At 56.1% G+C, this 20,339-nt stretch carries 18 protein-coding genes; 16 read left to right on the forward strand and 2 right to left on the reverse strand.

Translation table 11 applies throughout. From position 1 onward, the window contains the following. Positions 1–20 precede the first annotated feature (20 nt). From araG to otsA, 4 genes are all read left to right on the forward strand, one after another. Positions 21–1,535, forward strand: a complete 1,515-nt coding sequence (gene araG, locus SK62_RS08185; protein ID WP_047719444.1) for an L-arabinose ABC transporter ATP-binding protein AraG — start codon at positions 21–23, stop codon at positions 1,533–1,535. Between the two features lie 14 nt (positions 1,536–1,549). Continuing rightward, on the forward strand, positions 1,550–2,530 hold the full coding sequence (araH, locus tag SK62_RS08190; protein ID WP_003859689.1) for an arabinose ABC transporter permease AraH: 981 nt from the start codon (positions 1,550–1,552) through the stop codon (positions 2,528–2,530). Between the two features lie 153 nt (positions 2,531–2,683). Beyond that, a complete protein-coding gene (gene otsB / locus SK62_RS08195; protein WP_023303910.1) occupies positions 2,684–3,487 on the forward strand; it encodes a trehalose-phosphatase in 804 nt (267 codons plus the stop codon). Further along, entirely contained in the window at positions 3,462–4,886 is a 1,425-nt protein-coding gene (otsA, locus tag SK62_RS08200; protein ID WP_015570257.1) for an alpha,alpha-trehalose-phosphate synthase, read from the forward strand. The genes otsB and otsA overlap by 26 nt, the downstream gene beginning before the upstream one ends. A gap of 15 nt (positions 4,887–4,901) precedes the next feature. Here otsA and uspC read toward each other — a convergent pair whose 3' ends face one another. Further along, positions 4,902–5,330 (reverse strand): universal stress protein UspC, encoded by a 429-nt coding sequence (uspC, locus tag SK62_RS08205; RefSeq protein ID WP_017384418.1) that lies wholly within the window; start codon positions 5,328–5,330, stop codon positions 4,902–4,904. A gap of 797 nt (positions 5,331–6,127) precedes the next feature. On the opposite strand from uspC, the gene flhD reads away from it, so the two are divergent. The 6 genes from flhD (at position 6,128) to cheW (ending at position 11,533) form a co-directional block, all read left to right on the forward strand. Continuing rightward, positions 6,128–6,478, forward strand: a complete 351-nt coding sequence (flhD, locus tag SK62_RS08210) for a flagellar transcriptional regulator FlhD (RefSeq protein ID WP_003859693.1) — start codon at positions 6,128–6,130, stop codon at positions 6,476–6,478. Positions 6,479–6,480: 2 nt separating this feature from the next. Continuing rightward, positions 6,481–7,059, forward strand: a complete 579-nt coding sequence (gene flhC, locus SK62_RS08215) for a flagellar transcriptional regulator FlhC (RefSeq protein WP_003859695.1) — start codon at positions 6,481–6,483, stop codon at positions 7,057–7,059. Between the two features lie 123 nt (positions 7,060–7,182). Beyond that, complete coding sequence (gene motA, locus SK62_RS08220) at positions 7,183–8,070, forward strand: flagellar motor stator protein MotA (RefSeq protein WP_003859696.1); 888 nt, start codon at positions 7,183–7,185, stop codon at positions 8,068–8,070. Further along, on the forward strand, positions 8,067–8,996 hold the full coding sequence (gene motB / locus SK62_RS08225; protein ID WP_003859697.1) for a flagellar motor protein MotB: 930 nt from the start codon (positions 8,067–8,069) through the stop codon (positions 8,994–8,996). The genes motA and motB overlap by 4 nt, the downstream gene beginning before the upstream one ends. Positions 8,997–9,000: 4 nt before the next feature. Beyond that, a complete protein-coding gene (cheA, locus tag SK62_RS08230; protein WP_047719445.1) occupies positions 9,001–11,010 on the forward strand; it encodes a chemotaxis protein CheA in 2,010 nt (669 codons plus the stop codon). A 19-nt stretch (positions 11,011–11,029) separates the two neighbouring features. After that, entirely contained in the window at positions 11,030–11,533 is a 504-nt protein-coding gene (gene cheW, locus SK62_RS08235; RefSeq protein WP_003859699.1) for a chemotaxis protein CheW, read from the forward strand. 96 nt (positions 11,534–11,629) lie between these two features. Here cheW and SK62_RS08240 read toward each other — a convergent pair whose 3' ends face one another. Next, the gene (locus SK62_RS08240) at positions 11,630–12,889 is read right to left on the reverse strand and encodes a dicarboxylate/amino acid:cation symporter (RefSeq protein WP_047719446.1); all 1,260 of its coding nucleotides are present in this window, start codon (positions 12,887–12,889) and stop codon (positions 11,630–11,632) included. 427 nt (positions 12,890–13,316) lie between these two features. Here SK62_RS08240 and SK62_RS08245 point away from each other — a divergent pair, with 427 nt between their 5' ends. The 6 genes from SK62_RS08245 (at position 13,317) to tar (ending at position 20,295) form a co-directional block, all read left to right on the forward strand. Next, a complete protein-coding gene (locus SK62_RS08245; protein WP_015570264.1) occupies positions 13,317–13,889 on the forward strand; it encodes a Csu type fimbrial protein in 573 nt (190 codons plus the stop codon). 7 nt (positions 13,890–13,896) lie between these two features. Then, entirely contained in the window at positions 13,897–14,445 is a 549-nt protein-coding gene (locus tag SK62_RS08250; RefSeq protein ID WP_045341286.1) for a Csu type fimbrial protein, read from the forward strand. Between the two features lie 16 nt (positions 14,446–14,461). Next, positions 14,462–15,223, forward strand: coding sequence for a fimbrial biogenesis chaperone (locus SK62_RS08255; RefSeq protein ID WP_015570266.1), 762 nt, complete (start codon positions 14,462–14,464; stop codon positions 15,221–15,223). Beyond that, complete coding sequence (locus SK62_RS08260) at positions 15,199–17,583, forward strand: fimbria/pilus outer membrane usher protein (protein WP_045907561.1); 2,385 nt, start codon at positions 15,199–15,201, stop codon at positions 17,581–17,583. Before SK62_RS08255 ends, SK62_RS08260 begins: the two co-directional genes overlap by 25 nt. Next, a complete protein-coding gene (locus tag SK62_RS08265; RefSeq protein ID WP_032648773.1) occupies positions 17,580–18,542 on the forward strand; it encodes a Csu type fimbrial protein in 963 nt (320 codons plus the stop codon). Before SK62_RS08260 ends, SK62_RS08265 begins: the two co-directional genes overlap by 4 nt. An 85-nt stretch (positions 18,543–18,627) precedes the next feature. Then, positions 18,628–20,295, forward strand: coding sequence for a methyl-accepting chemotaxis protein II (gene tar, locus SK62_RS08270; RefSeq protein WP_047719447.1), 1,668 nt, complete (start codon positions 18,628–18,630; stop codon positions 20,293–20,295). Positions 20,296–20,339: the final 44 nt, after the last annotated feature.

Below are 20,339 nucleotides of genomic sequence, written 5' to 3' on the forward strand. Positions count from 1 at the left end.
ACAGGAATCACGGAGTCGTTATGCAACAGTCTGATCCGTATCTCTCTTTCCGCGGCATCGGTAAAACGTTCCCCGGTGTAAACGCGCTGACCGATATCAGCTTCGACTGCTATGCCGGCCAGGTTCACGCCCTGATGGGGGAGAATGGCGCGGGAAAATCCACGCTGCTAAAAATTCTCAGCGGCAACTACACGCCCACCACCGGCACGCTGGCTATTCGCGGCGAAGAGGTGGCCTTTGCCGACACCACGGCAGCGTTAAATGCGGGCGTCGCTATCATCTATCAGGAGCTGCATCTCATTCCTGAAATGACCGTGGCGGAGAACATCTATCTGGGCCAGCTTCCGCATAAAAGCGGCGTGGTCAACCGCTCGCTGCTCAACTATGAAGCGGGCTTGCAGCTCAAGCACCTTGGGCTGGATGTCGATCCGCAAACGCCCCTTAAGTATCTCTCCATCGGCCAGTGGCAGATGGTGGAAATTGCCAAAGCGCTGGCACGTAACGCCAAAATTATCGCTTTTGACGAGCCAACCAGCTCGCTCTCGGCGCGTGAAATAGAAAATCTCTTTCGCGTGATCCGCGAGCTGCGCAAAGAGGGCCGCATCATTCTGTACGTTTCTCACCGAATGGAAGAGATTTTTGCCTTAAGCGATGCCATCACCGTGTTTAAAGATGGCCGCTACGTGCGCACCTTCACCGATATGCAGCAGGTCAACCATGACCAACTGGTGCAGGCGATGGTCGGACGCGATCTGGGGGATATTTACCACTGGAAACCGCGCGAGTATGGCCCTGAGCGTCTGCGTCTGGATAACGTCAAAGCCCCGGGCGTGCGCACGCCCATTTCACTCTCGGTGCGCAGCGGCGAAATCGTCGGGCTGTTTGGCCTTGTGGGGGCAGGGCGCAGCGAGCTGATGAAAGGGCTGTTTGGCGGCACCCGAATAACCCAGGGCCAGGTTTTCGTCGACGGGAAAAAGGTCGATATTCAGAAGCCTGCGCAGGCGATTAACGCGGGGATTATGCTCTGCCCGGAGGATCGAAAGGCCGAGGGCATTATTCCGGTGCACTCGGTGCGCGACAACATCAACATCTCTGCCCGGCGCAAGTTCATCCGTGCGGGATGTCTGATTAACGACGGCTGGGAGGCGAGCAACGCGGATCACCATATCCGTTCGCTGAACATCAAAACCCCCGGGGCTGAACAGCTGATCATGAACCTGTCCGGCGGCAATCAGCAAAAAGCCATTCTGGGGCGCTGGCTGTCGGAAGATATGAAGGTCATTTTGCTGGATGAGCCAACGCGCGGTATCGACGTGGGGGCGAAACACGAAATCTATAACGTCATCTATGAACTGGCAAAACGCGGTGTGGCGGTCCTGTTCGCCACCAGCGATCTGCCTGAGGTGCTGGGCGTCGCCGACCGCATTGTTGTGATGCGTGAAGGTGAAATTGCCGGTGAATTGCTGCATGAACAGGCGAATGAACAACAGGCGTTGAGTCTCGCCATGCCTAAAGTTAGCCAGGCTGTCGCCTGAGTAAGGAGTCAATGATGTCCTCTGTTACTACATCCGGAGCGCCGAAGTCGGCTTTCAGTTTTGGCCGCATCTGGGACCAGTACGGCATGCTGGTGGTCTTTGCTGCCCTGTTCGTCGCCTGCGCGATTTTTGTGCCGAATTTCGCCACGTTCATCAATATGAAGGGGCTGGGGCTGGCTATCTCCATGTCCGGCATGGTGGCCTGCGGAATGCTATTCTGCCTGGCCTCCGGCGATTTTGACCTGTCGGTTGCCTCGGTGATTGCCTGTGCAGGCGTCACCACTGCCGTGGTGATCAACATGACCGAAAGCCTGTGGATCGGCGTGCTGGCCGGGCTGCTGCTCGGCGTGCTGAGCGGCCTGGTGAACGGGTTTGTCATTGCGCGCCTGAAGATTAACGCCCTGATTACGACGCTGGCGACCATGCAAATCGTGCGCGGTCTGGCCTATATCATCTCCGACGGGAAAGCCGTGGGGATTGAAGACGAGCGCTTCTTCACGCTGGGCTATGCCAACTGGCTGGGTCTGCCTGCGCCAATCTGGCTGACGGTAGGCTGTTTGATCCTGTTCGGTTTCCTGCTTAACCGCACCACGTTTGGCCGTAACACGCTGGCGATTGGCGGCAATGAAGAGGCGGCGCGTCTGGCGGGTGTCCCGGTCGTACGGACCAAGATCATTATCTTCGTGCTTTCCGGGCTGGTATCGGCGGCGGCGGGGATTATTCTGGCGTCGCGTATGACCAGCGGCCAGCCAATGACCTCCATTGGTTATGAGCTGATCGTCATCTCAGCCTGCGTTTTAGGGGGCGTTTCCCTCAAGGGCGGCATCGGAAAAATCTCATATGTGGTGGCGGGGATCCTGATTCTGGGGACCGTGGAGAACGCCATGAACCTGCTTAATATTTCTCCGTTCTCTCAGTACGTCGTACGCGGCCTGATCCTGCTGGCAGCGGTGATCTTCGACCGTTACAAGCAAAAAGCGAAGCGTACCGTCTGATTTATTTTTAGCCATCAATATGCTCAACTATTAACCATAGTTGACCCCCTGACCGGCCCGCCAGTTTTGCTGACGGGCCGGTTGCCAAATGGCGAGCACCGTCACACTGTCTATACTTACATGGCTGTTTTGTTCACTGTAAGGAGGATTAGGGTGGCTGACTTGTTAACCGCACCGCCTGTACTGCCCGGAAAATTTGCTTTCTTTTTTGACCTCGACGGGACGCTCGCCGGGATTGAACCGCATCCGGATGACGTCGTTGTACCGGACACGGTGTTAGAGAATTTGCAGCAGCTCTCCCGACAGAACGAGGGGGCACTGGCATTGATTTCAGGGCGCTCAATGGCCGAGCTGGACGTGCTCGCCAGTCCTTATCACTTTCCGCTGGCCGGTGTGCACGGAGCGGAGCGCCGCGATATCCATGATCAACTGCATATAGTTTCACTCCCCGACACGCTGATTCAGGCGCTGCATACGCAACTCTCTTCGGCTCTGGAAATGCTTCCCGGTACGGAACTGGAAGCCAAAGGCATGGCCTTTGCGCTGCACTACCGTCAGGCGCCCCATCATGAGGCGGCGATCTTTGCGGTGGCAAGAAGCGTGGCGGAAGCCCATCCGGAGCTGGCGTTACAGCCGGGTAAATGTGTGGTCGAGATTAAACCGGCAGGAATTAATAAAGGCGCTGCCATTGCAGCGTTTATGGCGGAAGCGCCGTTCAAAGGGCGTACGCCAGTCTTTTTTGGGGATGACCTGACCGACGAGGCCGGGTTCAGGGTGGTAAACCAGGCCCAGGGCATGTCTGTCAAGGTTGGATCTGGTGAAACCATTGCCGGATGGCGGCTGGAAAATGTCGCCAGCGTCTGGCAGTGGATATCTGACGTCGCTAACCAGCAACAACAACAAATAGCGCAAAACAACGGGAGAAATCATTATGGGTCGCTTAGTCGTCGTCTCTAATCGCATCGCACCGCCGGATGATAAAAAAGCCAGTGCCGGTGGCCTGGCGGTCGGGGTATTAGGTGCCCTCAAAGCCGCGGGTGGTCTCTGGTTTGGCTGGAGCGGGGAAATCAGTAATGATGAGAAACCGCTAAAAAAGGTGTCACGGGGCAATATCACGTGGGCCTCCTTCGCCCTTAGCGAGAAGGACTACGATGAATATTATTCCGAGTTCTCAAACGCCGTGCTGTGGCCAGCGTTTCACTATCGTCTGGATCTGGTGAAATTCCAGCGTGAATCCTATGAAGGCTACATGCGCGTTAACGCGCTGCTGGCAGATAAACTGCTGCCGCTAATCGAAGAAGACGATATTTTATGGATCCACGATTACCATCTGCTGCCCTTCGCCAGGGAGCTGCGTAAACGGGGTGTGAAGAACCGGATCGGCTTCTTCCTGCATATTCCGTTCCCGACCCCGGAGATCTTTACGGCGCTACCGCAGCATGATGAAATTCTTGAAGCATTGTCTGATTACGACCTGCTCGGTTTCCAGACGGAAAATGACAGGCTGGCGTTCCTCGACAGCGTGTCGGGTAAAACCCGGCTGGTCACTCACGGCGGCAAATCTCACACCGCGTGGGGACGAAATTTCCATACCGAAGTCTACCCGATTGGTATTGAGCCAGACGAAATCGCCGAGCAGGCCTCTGGTCCGCTGCCGCCGAAGCTTGCCCAGCTCAAGGACGAACTCAAGCACGTTAAGAATATCTTTTCGGTTGAACGACTGGATTATTCCAAAGGGTTGCCGGAGCGATTCCTCGCTTATGAAACCCTGCTGGATAAATTCCCGCAGCATCACGGCAAGATCCGCTATACCCAGATAGCGCCGACCTCGCGCGGTGAGGTTCAGGCTTACCAGGATATTCGTCACCAGCTGGAGACCGAAGCAGGGCGCATCAACGGGCGCTATGGTCAGCTCGGCTGGACTCCACTTTTCTATCTGAATCAGCACTTTGAGCGCAAAATCCTGATGAAAGTGTTCCGCTATGCGGACGTCGGGCTGGTCACCCCGCTGCGCGACGGGATGAATCTGGTGGCAAAAGAGTATGTAGCAGCACAAGATCCTGCTGACCCGGGCGTGCTGGTGCTGTCCCAATTTGCCGGTGCGGCAAACGAGTTAACCTCGGCGCTGATTGTGAACCCTTACGATCGCGATGACGTGGCAAATGCCCTGAACCGCGCGTTAACCATGCCGCTTGCGGAACGTATTTCACGTCATTCAGAAATGATGGAGACCATCGTCAAGAATGATATCAACCGCTGGCAGGCGCGTTTTATTGACGATTTGCGCGCGATCCAGCCGCAAACTCAGGAAGGTGATCTGCAAAAAAAGATCGCGACCTTCCCTAAACTCGCCTGATTTTCTCCGGGGGCATTAATTGCCCCCGAGAGGCACCAGCAGGACATCCACCTGGCTTGACGAAACGATGGATTTTGCCGAGCATGCCGCCCGGGAAAAAAAGCTCTGGTTATGATTTCCGCAAATGACCAGGTCAACATTCTGTTTCTGACAAATGTCGAGAATATGTCCACTTAACTCGCCGGTGGCAATCACCGTCTGGTGGACAGGATATTTTGCCCGCTCAACCAGCTCGCGCAGAAATTGCTGCGTTTCCTCCTGAAGAACCTCACGAATATCTTCCAGCATTGGCGCTGCCAGTTGATTATACATTTCGGGTTCAGCAGCCAGGGTAATCAGACTTATGCGGGCATTATTCGGGCGGGCAATGGAAACGGCACGGGCGACGAGTTGATGACTTTCGGGGGAAACCGCAACAGAAACAAGAAGATGGGAGTAACTCATCACACACTCCTTTTATGTCAGAATGACACGTTTCTCAAGCTTTACCGCGAATCTGCCGCTTCTGCAAGAGGTACATGCGACAATAGTGTGAACCTTATCATAATTATTCATTAATTATTCTTATAAGAAGAATAACGAAATGGGGGCGCTAAATGAAAGTAATTAACAACTTAACGTAAATCACACATTTAGCCTTCCGTGCTGTTAAATCGCGTTAACCGATCGTCAACGCAAACGTGATGGTTACCCCTGGAAATTTGTTTCTCGAATCGAAAACTTAACCTGCTGTTTTTACTTAATTAATTCCGGCTGTTTCCTGACGTTCGCGCCCGTTCAGACGCGGAAAGGCTATGCTTCTTCGACGTAGCAATTTTCATACCCGATCCCCTCATCCCTCTGCATGAGTATTCGTTCCATAAGAATATAAACAAGCTTCAGTTGCTCAATAAATAGTCAAATTACAAGTCACGCTGATGGATTTATGGGTTACATTCGCGTAAATTATGTGACGGAGATCACATTTTTTTTAAATTCCAGGGGGGGGCTGCATTGTATGTGTCAAAACTGACGAGTAGAGTTTGCGTCGAATTAGGAAAAATCTTAGTTATTTGTAAGAAAAGATAAAATGTGTAACCGACATTTTGGCCATGTTAACCGGTCACGCGCTTTACGACGTACAAACCTAAATTCAACTATGCATTTGGCCTTTTCTTTTTATACCGGGTGATTTCCCGGCGACATCACGGGGTGCGGTCTTTCCGCATAAAAATAATAGTTGGTTATTCGGGATGGGAAAAATGCATACATCCGAGTTGCTAAAACATATTTATGACATCAATTTGTCGTATTTATTGCTCGCGCAGCGTTTGATTAGTCAGGACAAACCGTCAGCGATGTTTCGTCTGGGTGTTAACGAAGAGATGGCAACCATGCTGGGTGGATTAACCCTCCCGCAAATGGTCAAGCTGGCTGAAACCAATCAACTTGTCTGCCAGTTCCGTTTTGATAACCCGCAGACCATTACGCGTCTGACTCAGGAATCCCGCGTGGACGATCTGCAACAGATCCACACCGGTATTCTTCTCTCCACCCGCCTGCTCAACGAAATCAGCCAGCCTGATGACGTAGCCCGGAAGAAAAGGGCTTAACAATGAGCGAAAAAAGCATTGTTCAGGAAGCCCGTGATATCCAGCTGGCGATGGAACTCATCACGCTCGGTGCGCGTTTACAAATGCTGGAAAGCGAGACGCAGCTGAGCCGTGGTCGTCTGATCAAGCTGTACAAAGAATTGCGTGGTAGCCCGCCGCCAAAAGGTATGCTGCCGTTTTCGACTGACTGGTTCATGACCTGGGAGCAGAACATCCATGCTTCCATGTTCTGTAACGCCTGGCAGTACCTGCTTAAAACGGGCTTATGCAGCGGCGTTGATGCCGTGATCAAAGCCTACAAACTTTACCTTGAGCAATGCCCGCAGCAGGAAGAGGGACCCCTGCTGGCGCTGACCCGCGCCTGGACGCTGGTGCGTTTTGTTGAAAGCGGAATGCTTGAATTGTCCCGCTGCAACTGCTGTGACGGCAATTTCATTACCCACGCGCACCAGCCTGCGGGCAGCTTTGCCTGTAGTTTGTGCCAGCCTCCATCCCGAGCCGTAAAAAGACGTAAACTTTCCCGGGATGCTGCCGATATTATTCCACAACTGCTGGATGAACAGATCGAACACGCTGTTTAACCCGAACCTGTGGGCAAGATTCCAGCAGCGGTAAGCGATTACCGCTGCTTTTTTTTACCCTGCGTTCAGGTCATGCGCTCGAAATGAACGTCCTGCCATAGTCACTAGCGGAAGGATGATGTCGTGCTTATCTTATTAGGTTACCTGGTAGTTCTCGGTACAGTTTTCGGCGGTTACATGATGACCGGCGGGCACCTTGGAGCACTCTATCAACCGGCTGAACTTGTCATCATCGGCGGTGCAGGGGTAGGGGCTTTTATCGTTGGTAACAACGGCAAATCGATCAAGGGCACGCTGAAGGCGATTCCGCTGCTGTTTCGTCGCTCGAAATACACCAAAAGCATGTATATGGATCTGCTGGCGCTGCTCTATCGCCTGATGGCGAAGTCACGTCAGCAGGGGATGTTCTCGCTGGAGCGGGACATCGAAAACCCGAAAGAGAGCGAAATTTTCGCCAGCTACCCGCGTATTCTGGCCGACGCGATGATGCTCGATTTTATCGTCGATTACCTGCGACTGATCATCAGCGGCAACATGAACACCTTCGAAATTGAAGCCCTGATGGACGAAGAGATCGAAACCCACGAGAGCGAGTCCGAAGTACCGGCCAACAGCCTGGCGCTGGTGGGCGACTCGCTTCCGGCGTTCGGCATCGTGGCGGCGGTCATGGGCGTCGTTCATGCCCTGGCCTCGGCGGATCGCCCGGCGGCTGAACTGGGGGCGCTGATTGCCCACGCGATGGTGGGGACGTTCCTCGGTATTTTACTGGCCTACGGCTTTATCTCCCCGCTGGCGAGCGTGCTGCGCCAGAAGAGCGCCGAAACCACCAAAATGATGCAGTGCGTGAAAATTACGCTGCTCTCAAACCTCAACGGCTATGCGCCACCGATTGCCGTCGAATTTGGTCGTAAGACGCTTTACTCCAGCGAACGTCCGTCGTTTATCGAACTGGAAGAGCACGTGCGCGCGGTGAAAAACCCTAACCAACAGACGACAACTGAGGACGCATGAAAAACCAGTCCCATCCGATCGTCATCGTAAAAAAGCGCAAGCATAAGGGGCACGGGCACGGTTCTCACGGCTCCTGGAAGATCGCGTACGCCGACTTTATGACCGCCATGATGGCCTTCTTTCTGGTGATGTGGCTAATCTCCATCTCCAGCCCGAAAGAGCTTATTCAGATTGCGGAATATTTCAGAACGCCGCTGGCGACGGCGGTTACCGGCGGGCCGCGCATTTCGAACAGCGACAGCCCGATCCCCGGCGGCGGTGACGATTATACCCAGCAGCAGGGCGAAGTGAAAAAACAGCCTAACATCGACGAGCTGAAAAAAAGGATGGAGCAGGCTCGCCTGAAAAAACTGCGCGGTGACCTGGATCAGCTGATTGAAGCGGACCCTAAGCTGCGCGCGCTGCGTCCGCACCTGAAAATTGACCTGGTACAGGAAGGGCTGCGTATCCAGATCATTGACAGCCAGAACCGGCCGATGTTTAAAACCGGCAGCGCCGACGTGGAGCCCTACATGCGCGATATTCTGCGTGCGATTGCACCGGTGCTGAACGGTATTCCAAACCGCATTAGCCTGTCCGGACACACGGATGATTTCCCGTACGCCACGGGAGAGAAAGGATACAGCAACTGGGAGCTTTCTGCCGATCGCGCCAACGCCTCGCGTCGCGAGCTGGTGGCGGGTGGGCTTGATGATGGCAAGGTCCTGCGCGTGGTCGGCATGGCTGCAACCATGCGCCTTACCGACCGCGGACCGGATGACGCCATCAACCGTCGTATCAGTCTTTTAGTGCTGAACCAGCAGGCGGAGCAGGCCATCCTGCATGAAAACGCCGAAAGTCAGAATGAGTCACTGGACGATTTAAAACAGCCTGGGGCCGTCCCTTCGGCTGCCGTTCCAACATCGCCACCAGCCAATCCGAGGTGATAGCGTGAGCATGGATATTACCGATTTTTACCAGACATTTTTTGATGAAGCCGACGAATTGTTGGCCGATATGGAGCAACATTTGCTGGATCTGGTGCCCGAGGCACCGGACTCAGAACAGCTCAATGCCATCTTCCGTGCGGCGCATTCCATTAAAGGCGGTGCCGGAACGTTTGGATTTACCATTTTGCAGGAAACCACCCATTTAATGGAAAACCTGCTGGATGAAGCACGACGCGGTGAGATGCAGCTCAATACCGACATTATCAACCTGTTTTTGGAAACGAAAGATATTATGCAGGAACAGCTCGACGCCTATAAAAGTTCGGCAGAGCCTGATGCCGCCAGCTTTGAATACATCTGCAACGCGCTGCGTCAGTTAGCGCTGGAAGCCAAAGGTGAGGCGTCTGCGCCCGTTGTCCCTGCGGCAAAACTGAGCGTTGTTGACGCCGTGGCCGAACCCGATACGGCGCCTGACGCGCCCGCAGGAAAACTGCGCGTGGTGCTGTCACGTCTGAAGGAGAACGAGATCAACCTGCTGGAAGAGGAGCTGGGGAACCTGGCGACGCTCAGCAACGTGGTGAAGGGCAAAGACAGCCTGGCCGCGACGCTTGACGATGGGATTGGCCAGGATGACATCGTGGCGGTGCTCTGCTTCGTGATTGAAGCGGATCAGATTGCGTTTGAAACCGAGGCGGCGGCCGTTGAAGCGCCAGCTCCGGCAGAGAATACCCCTGCGGTAGTTGCCGCTGCCCCGGCCCTGAAAGCCGTGCCAAAAGAGACGGCCGCTCCGGCCCGCGGTGAAAAACCAGCGGCGCGTTCCAGCGAGTCCACGAGCATTCGCGTGGCGGTGGAGAAAGTGGATCAGCTGATCAACCTGGTGGGTGAACTGGTCATCACCCAGTCGATGCTGGCCCAGCGCTCCAACGAGCTGGACCCGGTGACCCATGGCGATCTCATCACCAGCATGGGCCAGTTACAACGTAACGCCCGCGATTTACAGGAATCGGTGATGTCCATCCGCATGATGCCGATGGAATATGTCTTCAGCCGCTTCCCGCGCCTGGTGCGCGACCTGGCCGGCAAGCTCAACAAACAGATCGAACTCACGCTGATGGGCAGCTCCACCGAGCTGGACAAGAGCCTGATTGAACGCATTATCGATCCGTTAACGCACCTGGTGCGTAACAGCCTCGACCACGGCATCGAGCTGCCGGAAAACCGTGTAGCAGCTGGAAAATCGCCCGTGGGCAACCTGATCCTGTCAGCGGAACATCAGGGCGGCAACATCTGCATCGAAGTGACCGATGACGGCGCGGGCCTGAACCGCGAGCGCATTCTGGCGAAGGCGATTTCGCAGGGAATGGCGGTCAACGAAAATATGACCGACGAAGAAGTGGGCATGTTGATTTTTGCCCCGGGCTTCTCAACCGCAGAGCAGGTCACCGACGTTTCCGGCCGCGGCGTGGGCATGGACGTGGTGAAACGTAACATTCAGGAGATGGGCGGTCACGTTGAGATCCAGTCTAAGCAGGGCGCGGGCACCACGATTCGTATCCTGTTGCCGCTGACGCTGGCCATTCTTGACGGCATGTCCGTTAAAGTGGCGGACGAAGTCTTTATTCTGCCGCTGAACGCGGTGATGGAGTCCCTCCAGCCGCGTGAAGAAGATCTGCATCCGCTGGCGGGCGGCGAGCGCGTGCTCGAAGTGCGCGGCGAGTACCTGCCGCTGGTGGAACTGTGGAAAGTGTTTGAAGTGGACGGGGCAAAAACCGAGGCCACGCAGGGTATCGTTGTGATCCTGCAAAGCGCCGGACGCCGCTACGCGCTGCTGGTCGATCAGCTGATTGGTCAGCATCAGGTGGTGGTTAAGAACCTGGAAAGTAACTACCGCAAAGTGCCGGGGATCTCTGCTGCCACCATCCTGGGTGATGGTAGCGTCGCGCTGATCGTCGATGTATCGGCACTTCAGGGATTAAATCGTGAACAACGTGTGGCGAACACAGCCGCCTGATTAAGTAAAAGGTAATAACATGACCGGTATGAGTAACGTAACGAAACTGGCGGGCGAGCCATCTGGACAGGAATTCCTGGTTTTCACTTTAGGGGATGAAGAGTACGGTATCGACATCCTGAAAGTGCAGGAAATTCGCGGTTACGACCAGGTAACGCGCATTGCGAACACGCCAGCGTTTATCAAGGGTGTGACCAACCTGCGCGGTGTGATTGTGCCTATCGTGGACCTGCGCGTGAAGTTTAGCCAGGGCGATGTGGAGTACAACGATAACACGGTGGTGATCGTCCTGAATCTGGGGCAGCGCGTGGTGGGGATCGTGGTGGATGGCGTGTCTGATGTGCTGTCGCTGACCGCCGATCAAATCCGTCCTGCGCCGGAGTTTGCGGTCACGCTGTCGACGGAATACCTGACGGGGCTGGGTGCGCTCGGCGAGCGTATGCTGATTCTGGTGAATATTGAGAAGCTGCTGAACAGCGAAGAGATGGCGCTGCTGGATATCGCGGCGAATCATGTAGCATAAAACAAAGCCGGGTGGCGGCTTCGCCTTACCCGGCCTACAAATGGCTCGAACACGTAGGCCGGGTAAGCGTCAGCGCCACCCGGCTCTTTTGTATCCTTACGCCTCCTGCTCCACCAGCGCTGATTCCGCTTCCCGCGCCCCTTCATTCTGCGACAGCATCGCCGTCGCAATCCCGTTCCCCAGCACGTTAATGGCCGATCGTCCCATATCCAGGAAATGGTCAATCCCCATCAGCAGCAAGATCCCGGCCACCGGAATGTTAAAGCTCGGAATAGTTGCCGCCAGCACCACCAGCGACGAGCGCGGTACGCCCGCAATCCCTTTCGAGGCCAGCATCAACGTTAACATTAGCACCGTCACCTCGGTGAAACTCAGGTGAATGTTGTATGCCTGGGCGATAAACATCGAGGCGAACGAGCAGTACACCATGGAGCCGACCAGGTTAAACGAGTAGCCGATCGGCAGGACGAAAGAGGCGATATTACGTGAACAGCCGAAGCGCGCTAACTGCTCCAGCGTTTTCGGGTATGCCGCTTCTGAGCTGCTGGTGGTAAACGCGACCAGCACCGGATCTTTCAGCATCGCCACCAGACGGAAAATCTCATTTTTCAGTACCATGTAACCTACCGCCAGCAATACCAGACAGGTCAGAAGGATCGCCACATAGTAACCGCCAATGAACGAGGCATAGTTCAGCAAAATGCCCAGACCCTGAGTGGCAATCACGGACGAAATCGCGGCAAAAATGGCCAGCGGCGCAACGTACATCACGTAGCCCGTCACTTTCAGCATAATGTGGGAGACCACATCCAGCGCCGCCACCAGCGGGGCGTTGAATTTTTGACCTAATGACGCGCCGCCGATGCCGAAGAACATCGAGAAGACCACAATTTGCAGGATCTCATTGTTCACCATCGCGCCGGCAATGCTGGTTGGAATAGTGTGTGACACGAAGGCTTTCAGCGACATCCCGCTAACGGCCAGGCCGGTATCAACCGTCTCTGTCGGAATGCTCAGGTTCAGACCGCTGCCGGGTTGTTCAAGGGTAACAATAAACAGCCCCACCAGAATGGAAAGTACGGATGAGCTGATAAACCACACCATCGCTTTACCCCCGACGCGCCCAATCGTCGACGTTTCACCCAGCTTCATAATGCCCACCGTCAGGGTGCTGAACACCAGCGGGGCAATCACCATCTTAATCAGCCGCAGGAAAATATCGGTCAGCAGGGTGATGTTCTCCGACCAGGCCTGTATCGCGTCGGGCGAAGCATACTCATGGATTGCCGCACCTGAAAGAATGCCCGCCAGCATGAAAATCACGATGAAGAGCGTGAGTTTGTTTGCACTTGCCACAAAAAGATCCTCTATGCGCTAAAAGAGTTTCCTGCGTCAATGCATACAAAATTTTTATTTAAGCGCAGGAAAATATTCGGGGCATAAATTGAAGTAAAGCTGCGTGAGTTACAACTTGTTTTTAATTTTTATGAAATTCGTTGTTTTTACTATGACGATATATTGTGACGCGGATCACATTACAGGCGATATATCCTCAAATTAAGCAAAAATAATGCCCGTTTTATTTTGCTAACTCTTTGTAATGTTTGTTAATAGTCTGTTAATTGGAGGGCGGGTGTCTCACCTTCGCTGAAAGTGGTTGAAGCGTGAACCATAAACTAAATTCTCAGTAACCGCGCCGGGGAATGTTTAAGCGGGGCTAACATACTGAACAGTATGAATAAAATAGGGTAAGCGGACCATTATTTCTTCTGGAGGGTGGTAAATGAAAAGAACACTTCTTTTTATCTGCGCGGGTACACTGCTGACGGCGGCGACTGTCGGTCAGGCGCTGGCAGTCACCAGTAGCGGTACTATCGGGGCGACGCTGACGCTGACGAACGGTTGTTTGATCAACGGCTCGCCAACGCAAAACGGCATTAACTTCGGGACACTCGATTTCGGGACCCATCCTGCGACATTCTCCACCCTGACAACCCAGTTAACCGGGGCCAGCGGCGGAAACACCTTTACCATTCAATGTACCACTGCCAGTTACACGGTGGCGATCACCGGCAACACCAACGCGACCGCACCCGGAACCGTTGTCGGCACCCCCGGCACACCCGCCCGCTATCTGGTGAATACCGCCAATGCGGCACAGGGCGTGGCATACAGCCTCTATAGCGACAGCGGGTACAACAACGTGATCGCTAACAACGCCGCGTTGCCCGTAGCTTCCACAGCGGGCGGGGTGAACAGCTATACCCTCTACGGGCGCATAACGGGCGGCGGCAATAGCGTAACGGTTGTACCGGGAACCTATACCGACACGATTAACGTCAGCGTCACCTACTGATTCAGCCATGAAGGCATTGTGTTTATGTCTGCGCGAAAGCGCAGAGGGCGTCGTGCACCCTTTTTTGGCCCTGCTCGTCGGGCTGATGATGAACTGCGACGCCAGAGCGGTGACCTCCCAGTCCTTCAGGGTGAGCGCGACGGTAGTACCAGGGTGCTCGGTGAGTACCGGCACGGGGGGGCGCTTTGGGACGCTGGATTTTGGAACCCGTAACGGCGTGGACAACACGCCGGTCAGCACCAGCTTTGTCGCCGACGGTGCGTTGTCCATCGCCTGCACGCCGGGCGTGGCGCTGAGCATGAGCATTGACGGCGGTCAGAATTACAGCTCGGTGCGACGGATGACGCGTTCAGGTGGGACCGAAGTTGTTGGTTACCGGCTCTACAGCAGCAGCTCTCTGGCGGCGAACAGCGAAATTGGGGTTAACCAGGCCATACCGATTACCTATACCAACAGCAATAACATCGCGCTGCCTCTTTTTGGCGTCGCGCTCCTGACGGGGTTTAGCCTGCCGGGAACATATTCAGATCAACTCACCGTGACCTTGTCATGGTAGGAAAGGGAGAACATCAATGAAGCCATTTTTCAGGCGATCAGGCCTGGTGGGTCTGTTGGGGGCAACGGCTCTGGCAGCGGGCCAGGCGCAGGCAGCGGCAACCATTCTTTTGTGGCCCATCGATCCGTGGCTTTCGGCAGAGGCCAGAGCAACTGAATTGTGGATCCAGAATCAGGGCAACAGCGCCACGACAATGCAGGTGCGTATTGTGCGCTGGAAGCAGGAGGGCGGATATGAGCGTTACACCGCCCAGCAGGATGTGGTTGCCAGCCCGCCGATCGTGACCATCGCCAAAGGCAGTAAACAGCTTATTCGCCTGATCAAGCAGGGGACGATCCCGTCGGGGGTTGAGCAGGCCTACCGCATTATTGTGGATGAAATTCCCCAGCCGGATGCCAAAGCGGAACCGTCCATGGGCCTCAAACTGCAAATGCGCTATTCCATTCCCTTATTTGTTTATGGGCAGGGGATCCCCACCCTCAACGAAGGGGCGCACCACGCGCTGGCGAATACTCAACAGCTGAGCTGGCGGGTCGTTCAGGAAGGGGGGAAACCCGCGCTTCAGGTCCGTAATCAGGGGGATGTGCACGTCCGGCTCAGCCAGGTTGCGGTTGAGCAGGGCGGGCAAAAACGCACGGTTGCCGAGGGGCTGCTGGGTTATGTGCTGCCAGGCAGCACCCGAAGCTGGCCGCTTCCGGCTGGGATTTATCAGCCGAACCGGATGAGCGCGCAAATTAATGCCAGGGATACGCAATGGCAATCGACGCCCGTCAACTGAAACCGGCGATGATGATCCTGCTTTGCGTCAGTACCAGCGCCTTTGCCGAAACCGGCGACGACAGTTTACCGCCGCCGCCGGATGCACGGACGATAAACGGCGAAGCAGTATTCCAGCTCGCCCTGGTGCTGAACCACTATGACACGGGTCTGGTGGTGCCGGTGACGCAGCGTGAGGGCGCCTGGTTTATTTCGGGCGCGGATTTGCTCCGCGCCGGGCTGCCGCCCGCGCATGTGCCAGCCGGAGAGGTGAATCTCTCGACGCTTACGTCGGTACGCGCAGAGTACGACAGTACGGCCCAGCGCCTGTTGCTGACGGTCCCCCGGGACTGGGTCGCGGCGCGGATCACGCCGTTCAGCGAACAGAGCATGCAAAGCAAACCGCACTATGGCCGCGGCGCGCTGCTCAATTACGACGTTTATACCAACCATTCCGAACACACGGGCGGCCAGGCGTCGGTCTGGCACGAGTTTCGCTATTTCAATGAGGATTATTCATTTTCATCGACGGGTTACGCCCGGCAGAATTTCACCGGTAACAGCGGACAGCAGGAAGGGTACGTGCGTTATGACTCTACGTTACTGATCACCAACGAAGAGGATGCCACCACCTGGTCCGCCGGGGACGTCATCAGCGATGCGCTGAGCTGGAGCACCAGCGTGCGAATGGGCGGGATCAGCTACGGGCGCGACTTCTCCCTGCGTCCGGATCTGGTGACCTGGCCACTGCCCGCGTTTTCCGGCGAGGCGGCCGTCCCGACCTCGGTCGATCTCTTTATTAATGGCTACCGTTCCGGCTCCACCCGCCTTCAGCCGGGGCCGTTTACCCTCACCAATCTGCCGTATATCAACGGTGCTGGCGATGCAGTACTGGTTACCACGGATGCGCTGGGACGTCAGGTGAGTACCACGTTGCCGTTTTATGTCAGCAGCGATCTGCTTAAGCAGGGGTTAAGCGACGGCGCCGTGACGCTGGGCAGCCTGCGGCGTAACTACGGTATTGAGAATTTTGACTATGGCCCGGCGGCGGGCAGCGGATCGTACCGCTACGGGGTGACCGACTGGCTGACGCTGGAGGGGCATGCGGAAGGGGCGGAGTCGCTGGCGCTTGGCGGCGCGGGCACGGTGCTGAAGCTTGGGCGTTTTGGCGTGGTCAATACCTCGTGGACCCAAAGCCGCATGCGCGGCGATAGCGGCGGCCAGATAAACTGGGGCTATCAGTACAACACCAGCGAGTTTAGCGTAGCGACCCAGCATACCCGGCGCGACCGTGGCTTCGGCAACCTCGCTCTGTACGATCAGCCCACCGTTTATGATGAAAATGATAACCCCGTTGCCAGCCTGAGCCGCAATACCGACCAGTATTCCTTAACCTTTAACCTCGGCGGATACGGCAATATCGGCGCGGCGTGGATCGGCGTTGAGAGTTTTGACAGCCAGAAAACTGAACTGCTCAACCTCTCCTGGAGCCGTAATCTGTGGGGCTCAAGCAGTATTTATCTGGCTGCCAGCCGTGACCAGCAGCGGGGCGACTGGACGGTTGCGCTGTCGTTGCAGGTTCCCCTCGGCGAACGTGACAGCGCCGCCGTCACCTTTGAAAACACCCCTGACGCAGGCAGCACTCAACGCATTAACTACAACCACTCGATGCCTTCAGACGGCGGCTTTAGCTGGAACATGGCCTGGGCCAACCAGTCGCGGTCGAGTAACTATCAGCAGGCCACGCTCGGCTGGCGGAATAACAACGTGGAGCTACAGGGCGGCGGCTACGGTGAGAAGGGCATGATGACCTGGTGGGGCGAGGCGATGGGCTCTGTCGTGCTGATGGACGGTGAGCTGTTTGCGGCGAACAAAATCAACGATGCGTTTGTGGTGATCAGCACCGATGGACATCCGGATGTTCCCGTCAGCTACGAAAACCAGCCGGTCGGAAAAACCAATAACAAAGGCTATCTGCTGGTGAGCGGCGTTTCCGCCTATTACCCGGCAAGTTACCGCATTGATACCCTGAACTTACCTGCGGATACCCGGCTGAAAGAGACCGAGCGTCGGGTGGCGATTCGTCGGCATAACGGTTATCTGGTGGATTTCCCGATGGAGCAGGAGCGGGTTGCCAGCGTGATCCTGCACGATGCGCAGGGCAATGCGATCCCGGTAGGAAGCCAGGTCAGACGCGCGTCCCGCAGCAGCGCGGTTGTCGGCTACGACGGCCTCGCCTGGCTGGAAAACCTCAACGACGTGAATCCGCTCGAGGTTACCACCCCGGAGGGTAAACGCTGTACGGCAACGCTGACCGTTGGCGCAAACCCTGAACATAAGCTGCAAACCTACGGTCCGCTGACCTGTCGGGAGGCGCCGTGAGACGCCTGTTAATCGCGCTCCTGCTGCTGTGCTCCGGCGGCAGCTGGGCGGCCTGTACCGTCAGTACGGTGAATGCCTCGTTTGGCAGCGTCACCTCGTTCGCACTCAGCGGCACCGGGGAAGTGGAAACGACGGGCACGCTGGTGGTGACCTGCGATACCGTTCTCAACCTGTTAACCAACGACTCGGTGACGCTGAATTACACCTCGGCATCCGTCTTCGCGAATAGCCGGGCGACCATGAAGCGTACGGACAACGCGGCTATTACCGATGTCATCCCTGCGCGGCTGTGCGGGGCGTCCGGCTGCGGCGGAAACAGTGAAATACAAATCAGCAAAGCCTATACCTGGAGCGGAAACACGCTGCTCGGGCTGCTGGGTTCAAGGCGCTACAACATTCCCCTTTATTTCCGGACCGTAATGGGGCAGAACGTCACCGCCGGGCCGTATCAGGTGTTGTTAACGTTCAGCATTAACTACAATGTGTGCGCCGTTGGCGCGGTCGGGGCGTGCCTGACCCCGCAAACCGGCACGGCAACCACCTCGATCCTCCTCAACATGACCGTCACCAACGATTGCAGCACCATGACCACGCCGGACGTGAATTTTAACAGCGCGCCGCTGGTGCAAAATTTTCCCACTGTTTCACAGTCGGTCGCCGTCACCTGCACCAAGGGCAGCACCTACACCATAGGCATTAATAATGGGGCAAACGCCCTGAACAACGTGCGTCGTATGGTCAGCGGCAGCAACTTCATGAGTTACGACATCTATAAAGAGGCGACCAGCAACCGCTGGGGCGGCAGCGGCAGCGAGCGCTGGGCCAGCGCCAGCTCATCGCAGGTCAGTACGGACGGGCTTTTACGTACCTACAACTATACCGCCAAAGTTCTGACCAGCCAGGCCACGCCGCCTGCCGGAACCTACACCGACACGCTGATTGTCGACGTCGCATTCTGACTCCCGCGCTTTTCCCTTTCGCAAATGTAAAGTTCCTGTGGCCTGTGCCGATAACACCGTTAATAAATCTATGAGAAGGTGTTGTATGTTGAACCGTATCCGCGTTGTCACAATGCTTATGATGGTGCTGGTCATTTTCGCACTTCTTCAGCTTATTTCTGGCGGCCTCTTTTTCTCGTCGTTAAAACAGAACCAGGACAGCTTCGCGGCCTCGAACGATTTGCGAATGCAGCAAAGCGAACTGACCACGACCTGGGATCTGATGTTGCAGACGCGTATCAACCTGAGCCGCTCGTCTGCCCGCATGATGATGGACCCGAATAACCAACAGAGCAGCGCAAAAACGGAACTGCTGAAGAATGCGCGCGCCACGCTGGCAGACGCGGCGAAACATTACGACGCCTTCAAAAAAATCGCCCCTCAGCCAGCAATGGCGCAGGCGAGCGCGAACATAGATGAAAAATATCAGGCCTACTTCGCCGGCCTCACGGAGCTGGTACAGTTCCTGGAGCAGGGCAATATGGACGCCTATTTCGCGCAGCCGACCCAGGGAATGCAGAACGCCCTCGGCGCGGCGCTCGGCGAGTACGCCAAAGCCAGCGGCGAACTTTATCACTCCGCCTTTACGCAAAGCCAGAACGACTACCGTTTCGCGAAATGGCAGATGGCGGTTCTCGCCCTCGCGCTGGTCATCGTGCTGGTGGCCGTGTGGTACGGCATTCGTCATATCCTGCTTAACCCGCTTGGCCGCGTCATTGCCCATATCCGTGATATTGGCCGGGGCGATCTCACGAAAACGCTGACCGTTTCTGGCCGCAATGAGATCACCGAGCTGGCAACCAGCGTCGACCATATGCAGCGTTCGCTGATTGATACCGTCGCCAACGTGCGCGAGGGGGCGGATGCCATCTATACCGGCACGAGTGAAATCGCGATGGGCAACAACGATCTCTCGTCCCGTACCGAACAGCAGGCATCCGCTCTGGAAGAGACGGCGGCCAGCATGGAGCAGCTCACCGCGACCGTGAAGCAGAATGCCGACAATGCCCGCCAGGCGTCGCAGCTTGCAGAAAGCGCGTCCGACACCGCCCAGCGCGGCGGTCGGGTGGTCGACGGCGTGGTGAAAACCATGCATGACATTGCCGACAGCTCGAAGAAAATCGCCGACATCATCAGCGTAATCGACGGTATCGCCTTCCAGACCAATATCCTGGCGCTGAACGCGGCCGTTGAAGCGGCGCGTGCGGGCGAGCAGGGGCGCGGGTTTGCCGTGGTCGCTGGCGAAGTGCGTAACCTCGCCAGCCGCAGCGCCAATGCGGCGAAAGAGATCAAAGCCCTGATTGAAGACTCTGTTTCACGCGTGGATACCGGCTCGGTGCTGGTGGAAAGTGCGGGTGAAACCATGAATGACATCGTGAATGCCGTGACGCGCGTGACGGACATCATGGGTGAAATCGCCTCTGCATCGGATGAGCAGAGTCGTGGTATTGACCAGGTCGCCCTGGCGGTATCGGAAATGGATCGTGTGACGCAGCAAAACGCCGCCCTGGTGCAGGAGTCCGCTGCCGCGGCCGCTGCGCTGGAGGACCAGGCGAGCCGCCTGAAAATGGCCGTCTCGGCGTTCCGTCTTACTTCAAAAACGACAAATACGGTCAACTCGCGGTCGGCGTACAGCGAAGCAACCCCGGCGCCCGTGACAACACGTACGCGCGCAGCGGTGACCGGACAAGATGAAAACTGGGAAACATTTTGACTGACAATTAAACCGCGGCTGCTTGCCGCTTGATGGGAGCGTGG

Origin of the sequence: Enterobacter sp. BIDMC109 (assembly GCF_001037885.1) — a bacterium.
Lineage (GTDB): Bacteria > Pseudomonadota > Gammaproteobacteria > Enterobacterales > Enterobacteriaceae > Enterobacter > Enterobacter hormaechei_C.

Bases quoted from the DNA above. Each gene is read 5' to 3' on its own strand.
- tar (WP_047719447.1), top strand. From the start codon at position 18,628: ATGTTGAACCGTATCCGCGTTGTCACAATGCTTATGATGGTGCTGGTC.
- otsA (WP_015570257.1), top strand. From the start codon at position 3,462: ATGGGTCGCTTAGTCGTCGTCTCTAATCGCATCGCACCGCCGGATGAT.
- flhC (WP_003859695.1), top strand. From the start codon at position 6,481: ATGAGCGAAAAAAGCATTGTTCAGGAAGCCCGTGATATCCAGCTGGCG.
- araH (WP_003859689.1), top strand. From the start codon at position 1,550: ATGTCCTCTGTTACTACATCCGGAGCGCCGAAGTCGGCTTTCAGTTTT.
- motB (WP_003859697.1), top strand. From the start codon at position 8,067: ATGAAAAACCAGTCCCATCCGATCGTCATCGTAAAAAAGCGCAAGCAT.
- uspC (WP_017384418.1), bottom strand. From the start codon at position 5,330: ATGAGTTACTCCCATCTTCTTGTTTCTGTTGCGGTTTCCCCCGAAAGT.
- SK62_RS08245 (WP_015570264.1), top strand. From the start codon at position 13,317: ATGAAAAGAACACTTCTTTTTATCTGCGCGGGTACACTGCTGACGGCG.
- flhD (WP_003859693.1), top strand. From the start codon at position 6,128: ATGCATACATCCGAGTTGCTAAAACATATTTATGACATCAATTTGTCG.
- cheW (WP_003859699.1), top strand. From the start codon at position 11,030: ATGACCGGTATGAGTAACGTAACGAAACTGGCGGGCGAGCCATCTGGA.
- SK62_RS08255 (WP_015570266.1), top strand. From the start codon at position 14,462: ATGAAGCCATTTTTCAGGCGATCAGGCCTGGTGGGTCTGTTGGGGGCA.
- araG (WP_047719444.1), top strand. From the start codon at position 21: ATGCAACAGTCTGATCCGTATCTCTCTTTCCGCGGCATCGGTAAAACG.
- SK62_RS08250 (WP_045341286.1), top strand. From the start codon at position 13,897: ATGAAGGCATTGTGTTTATGTCTGCGCGAAAGCGCAGAGGGCGTCGTG.
- SK62_RS08260 (WP_045907561.1), top strand. From the start codon at position 15,199: ATGGCAATCGACGCCCGTCAACTGAAACCGGCGATGATGATCCTGCTT.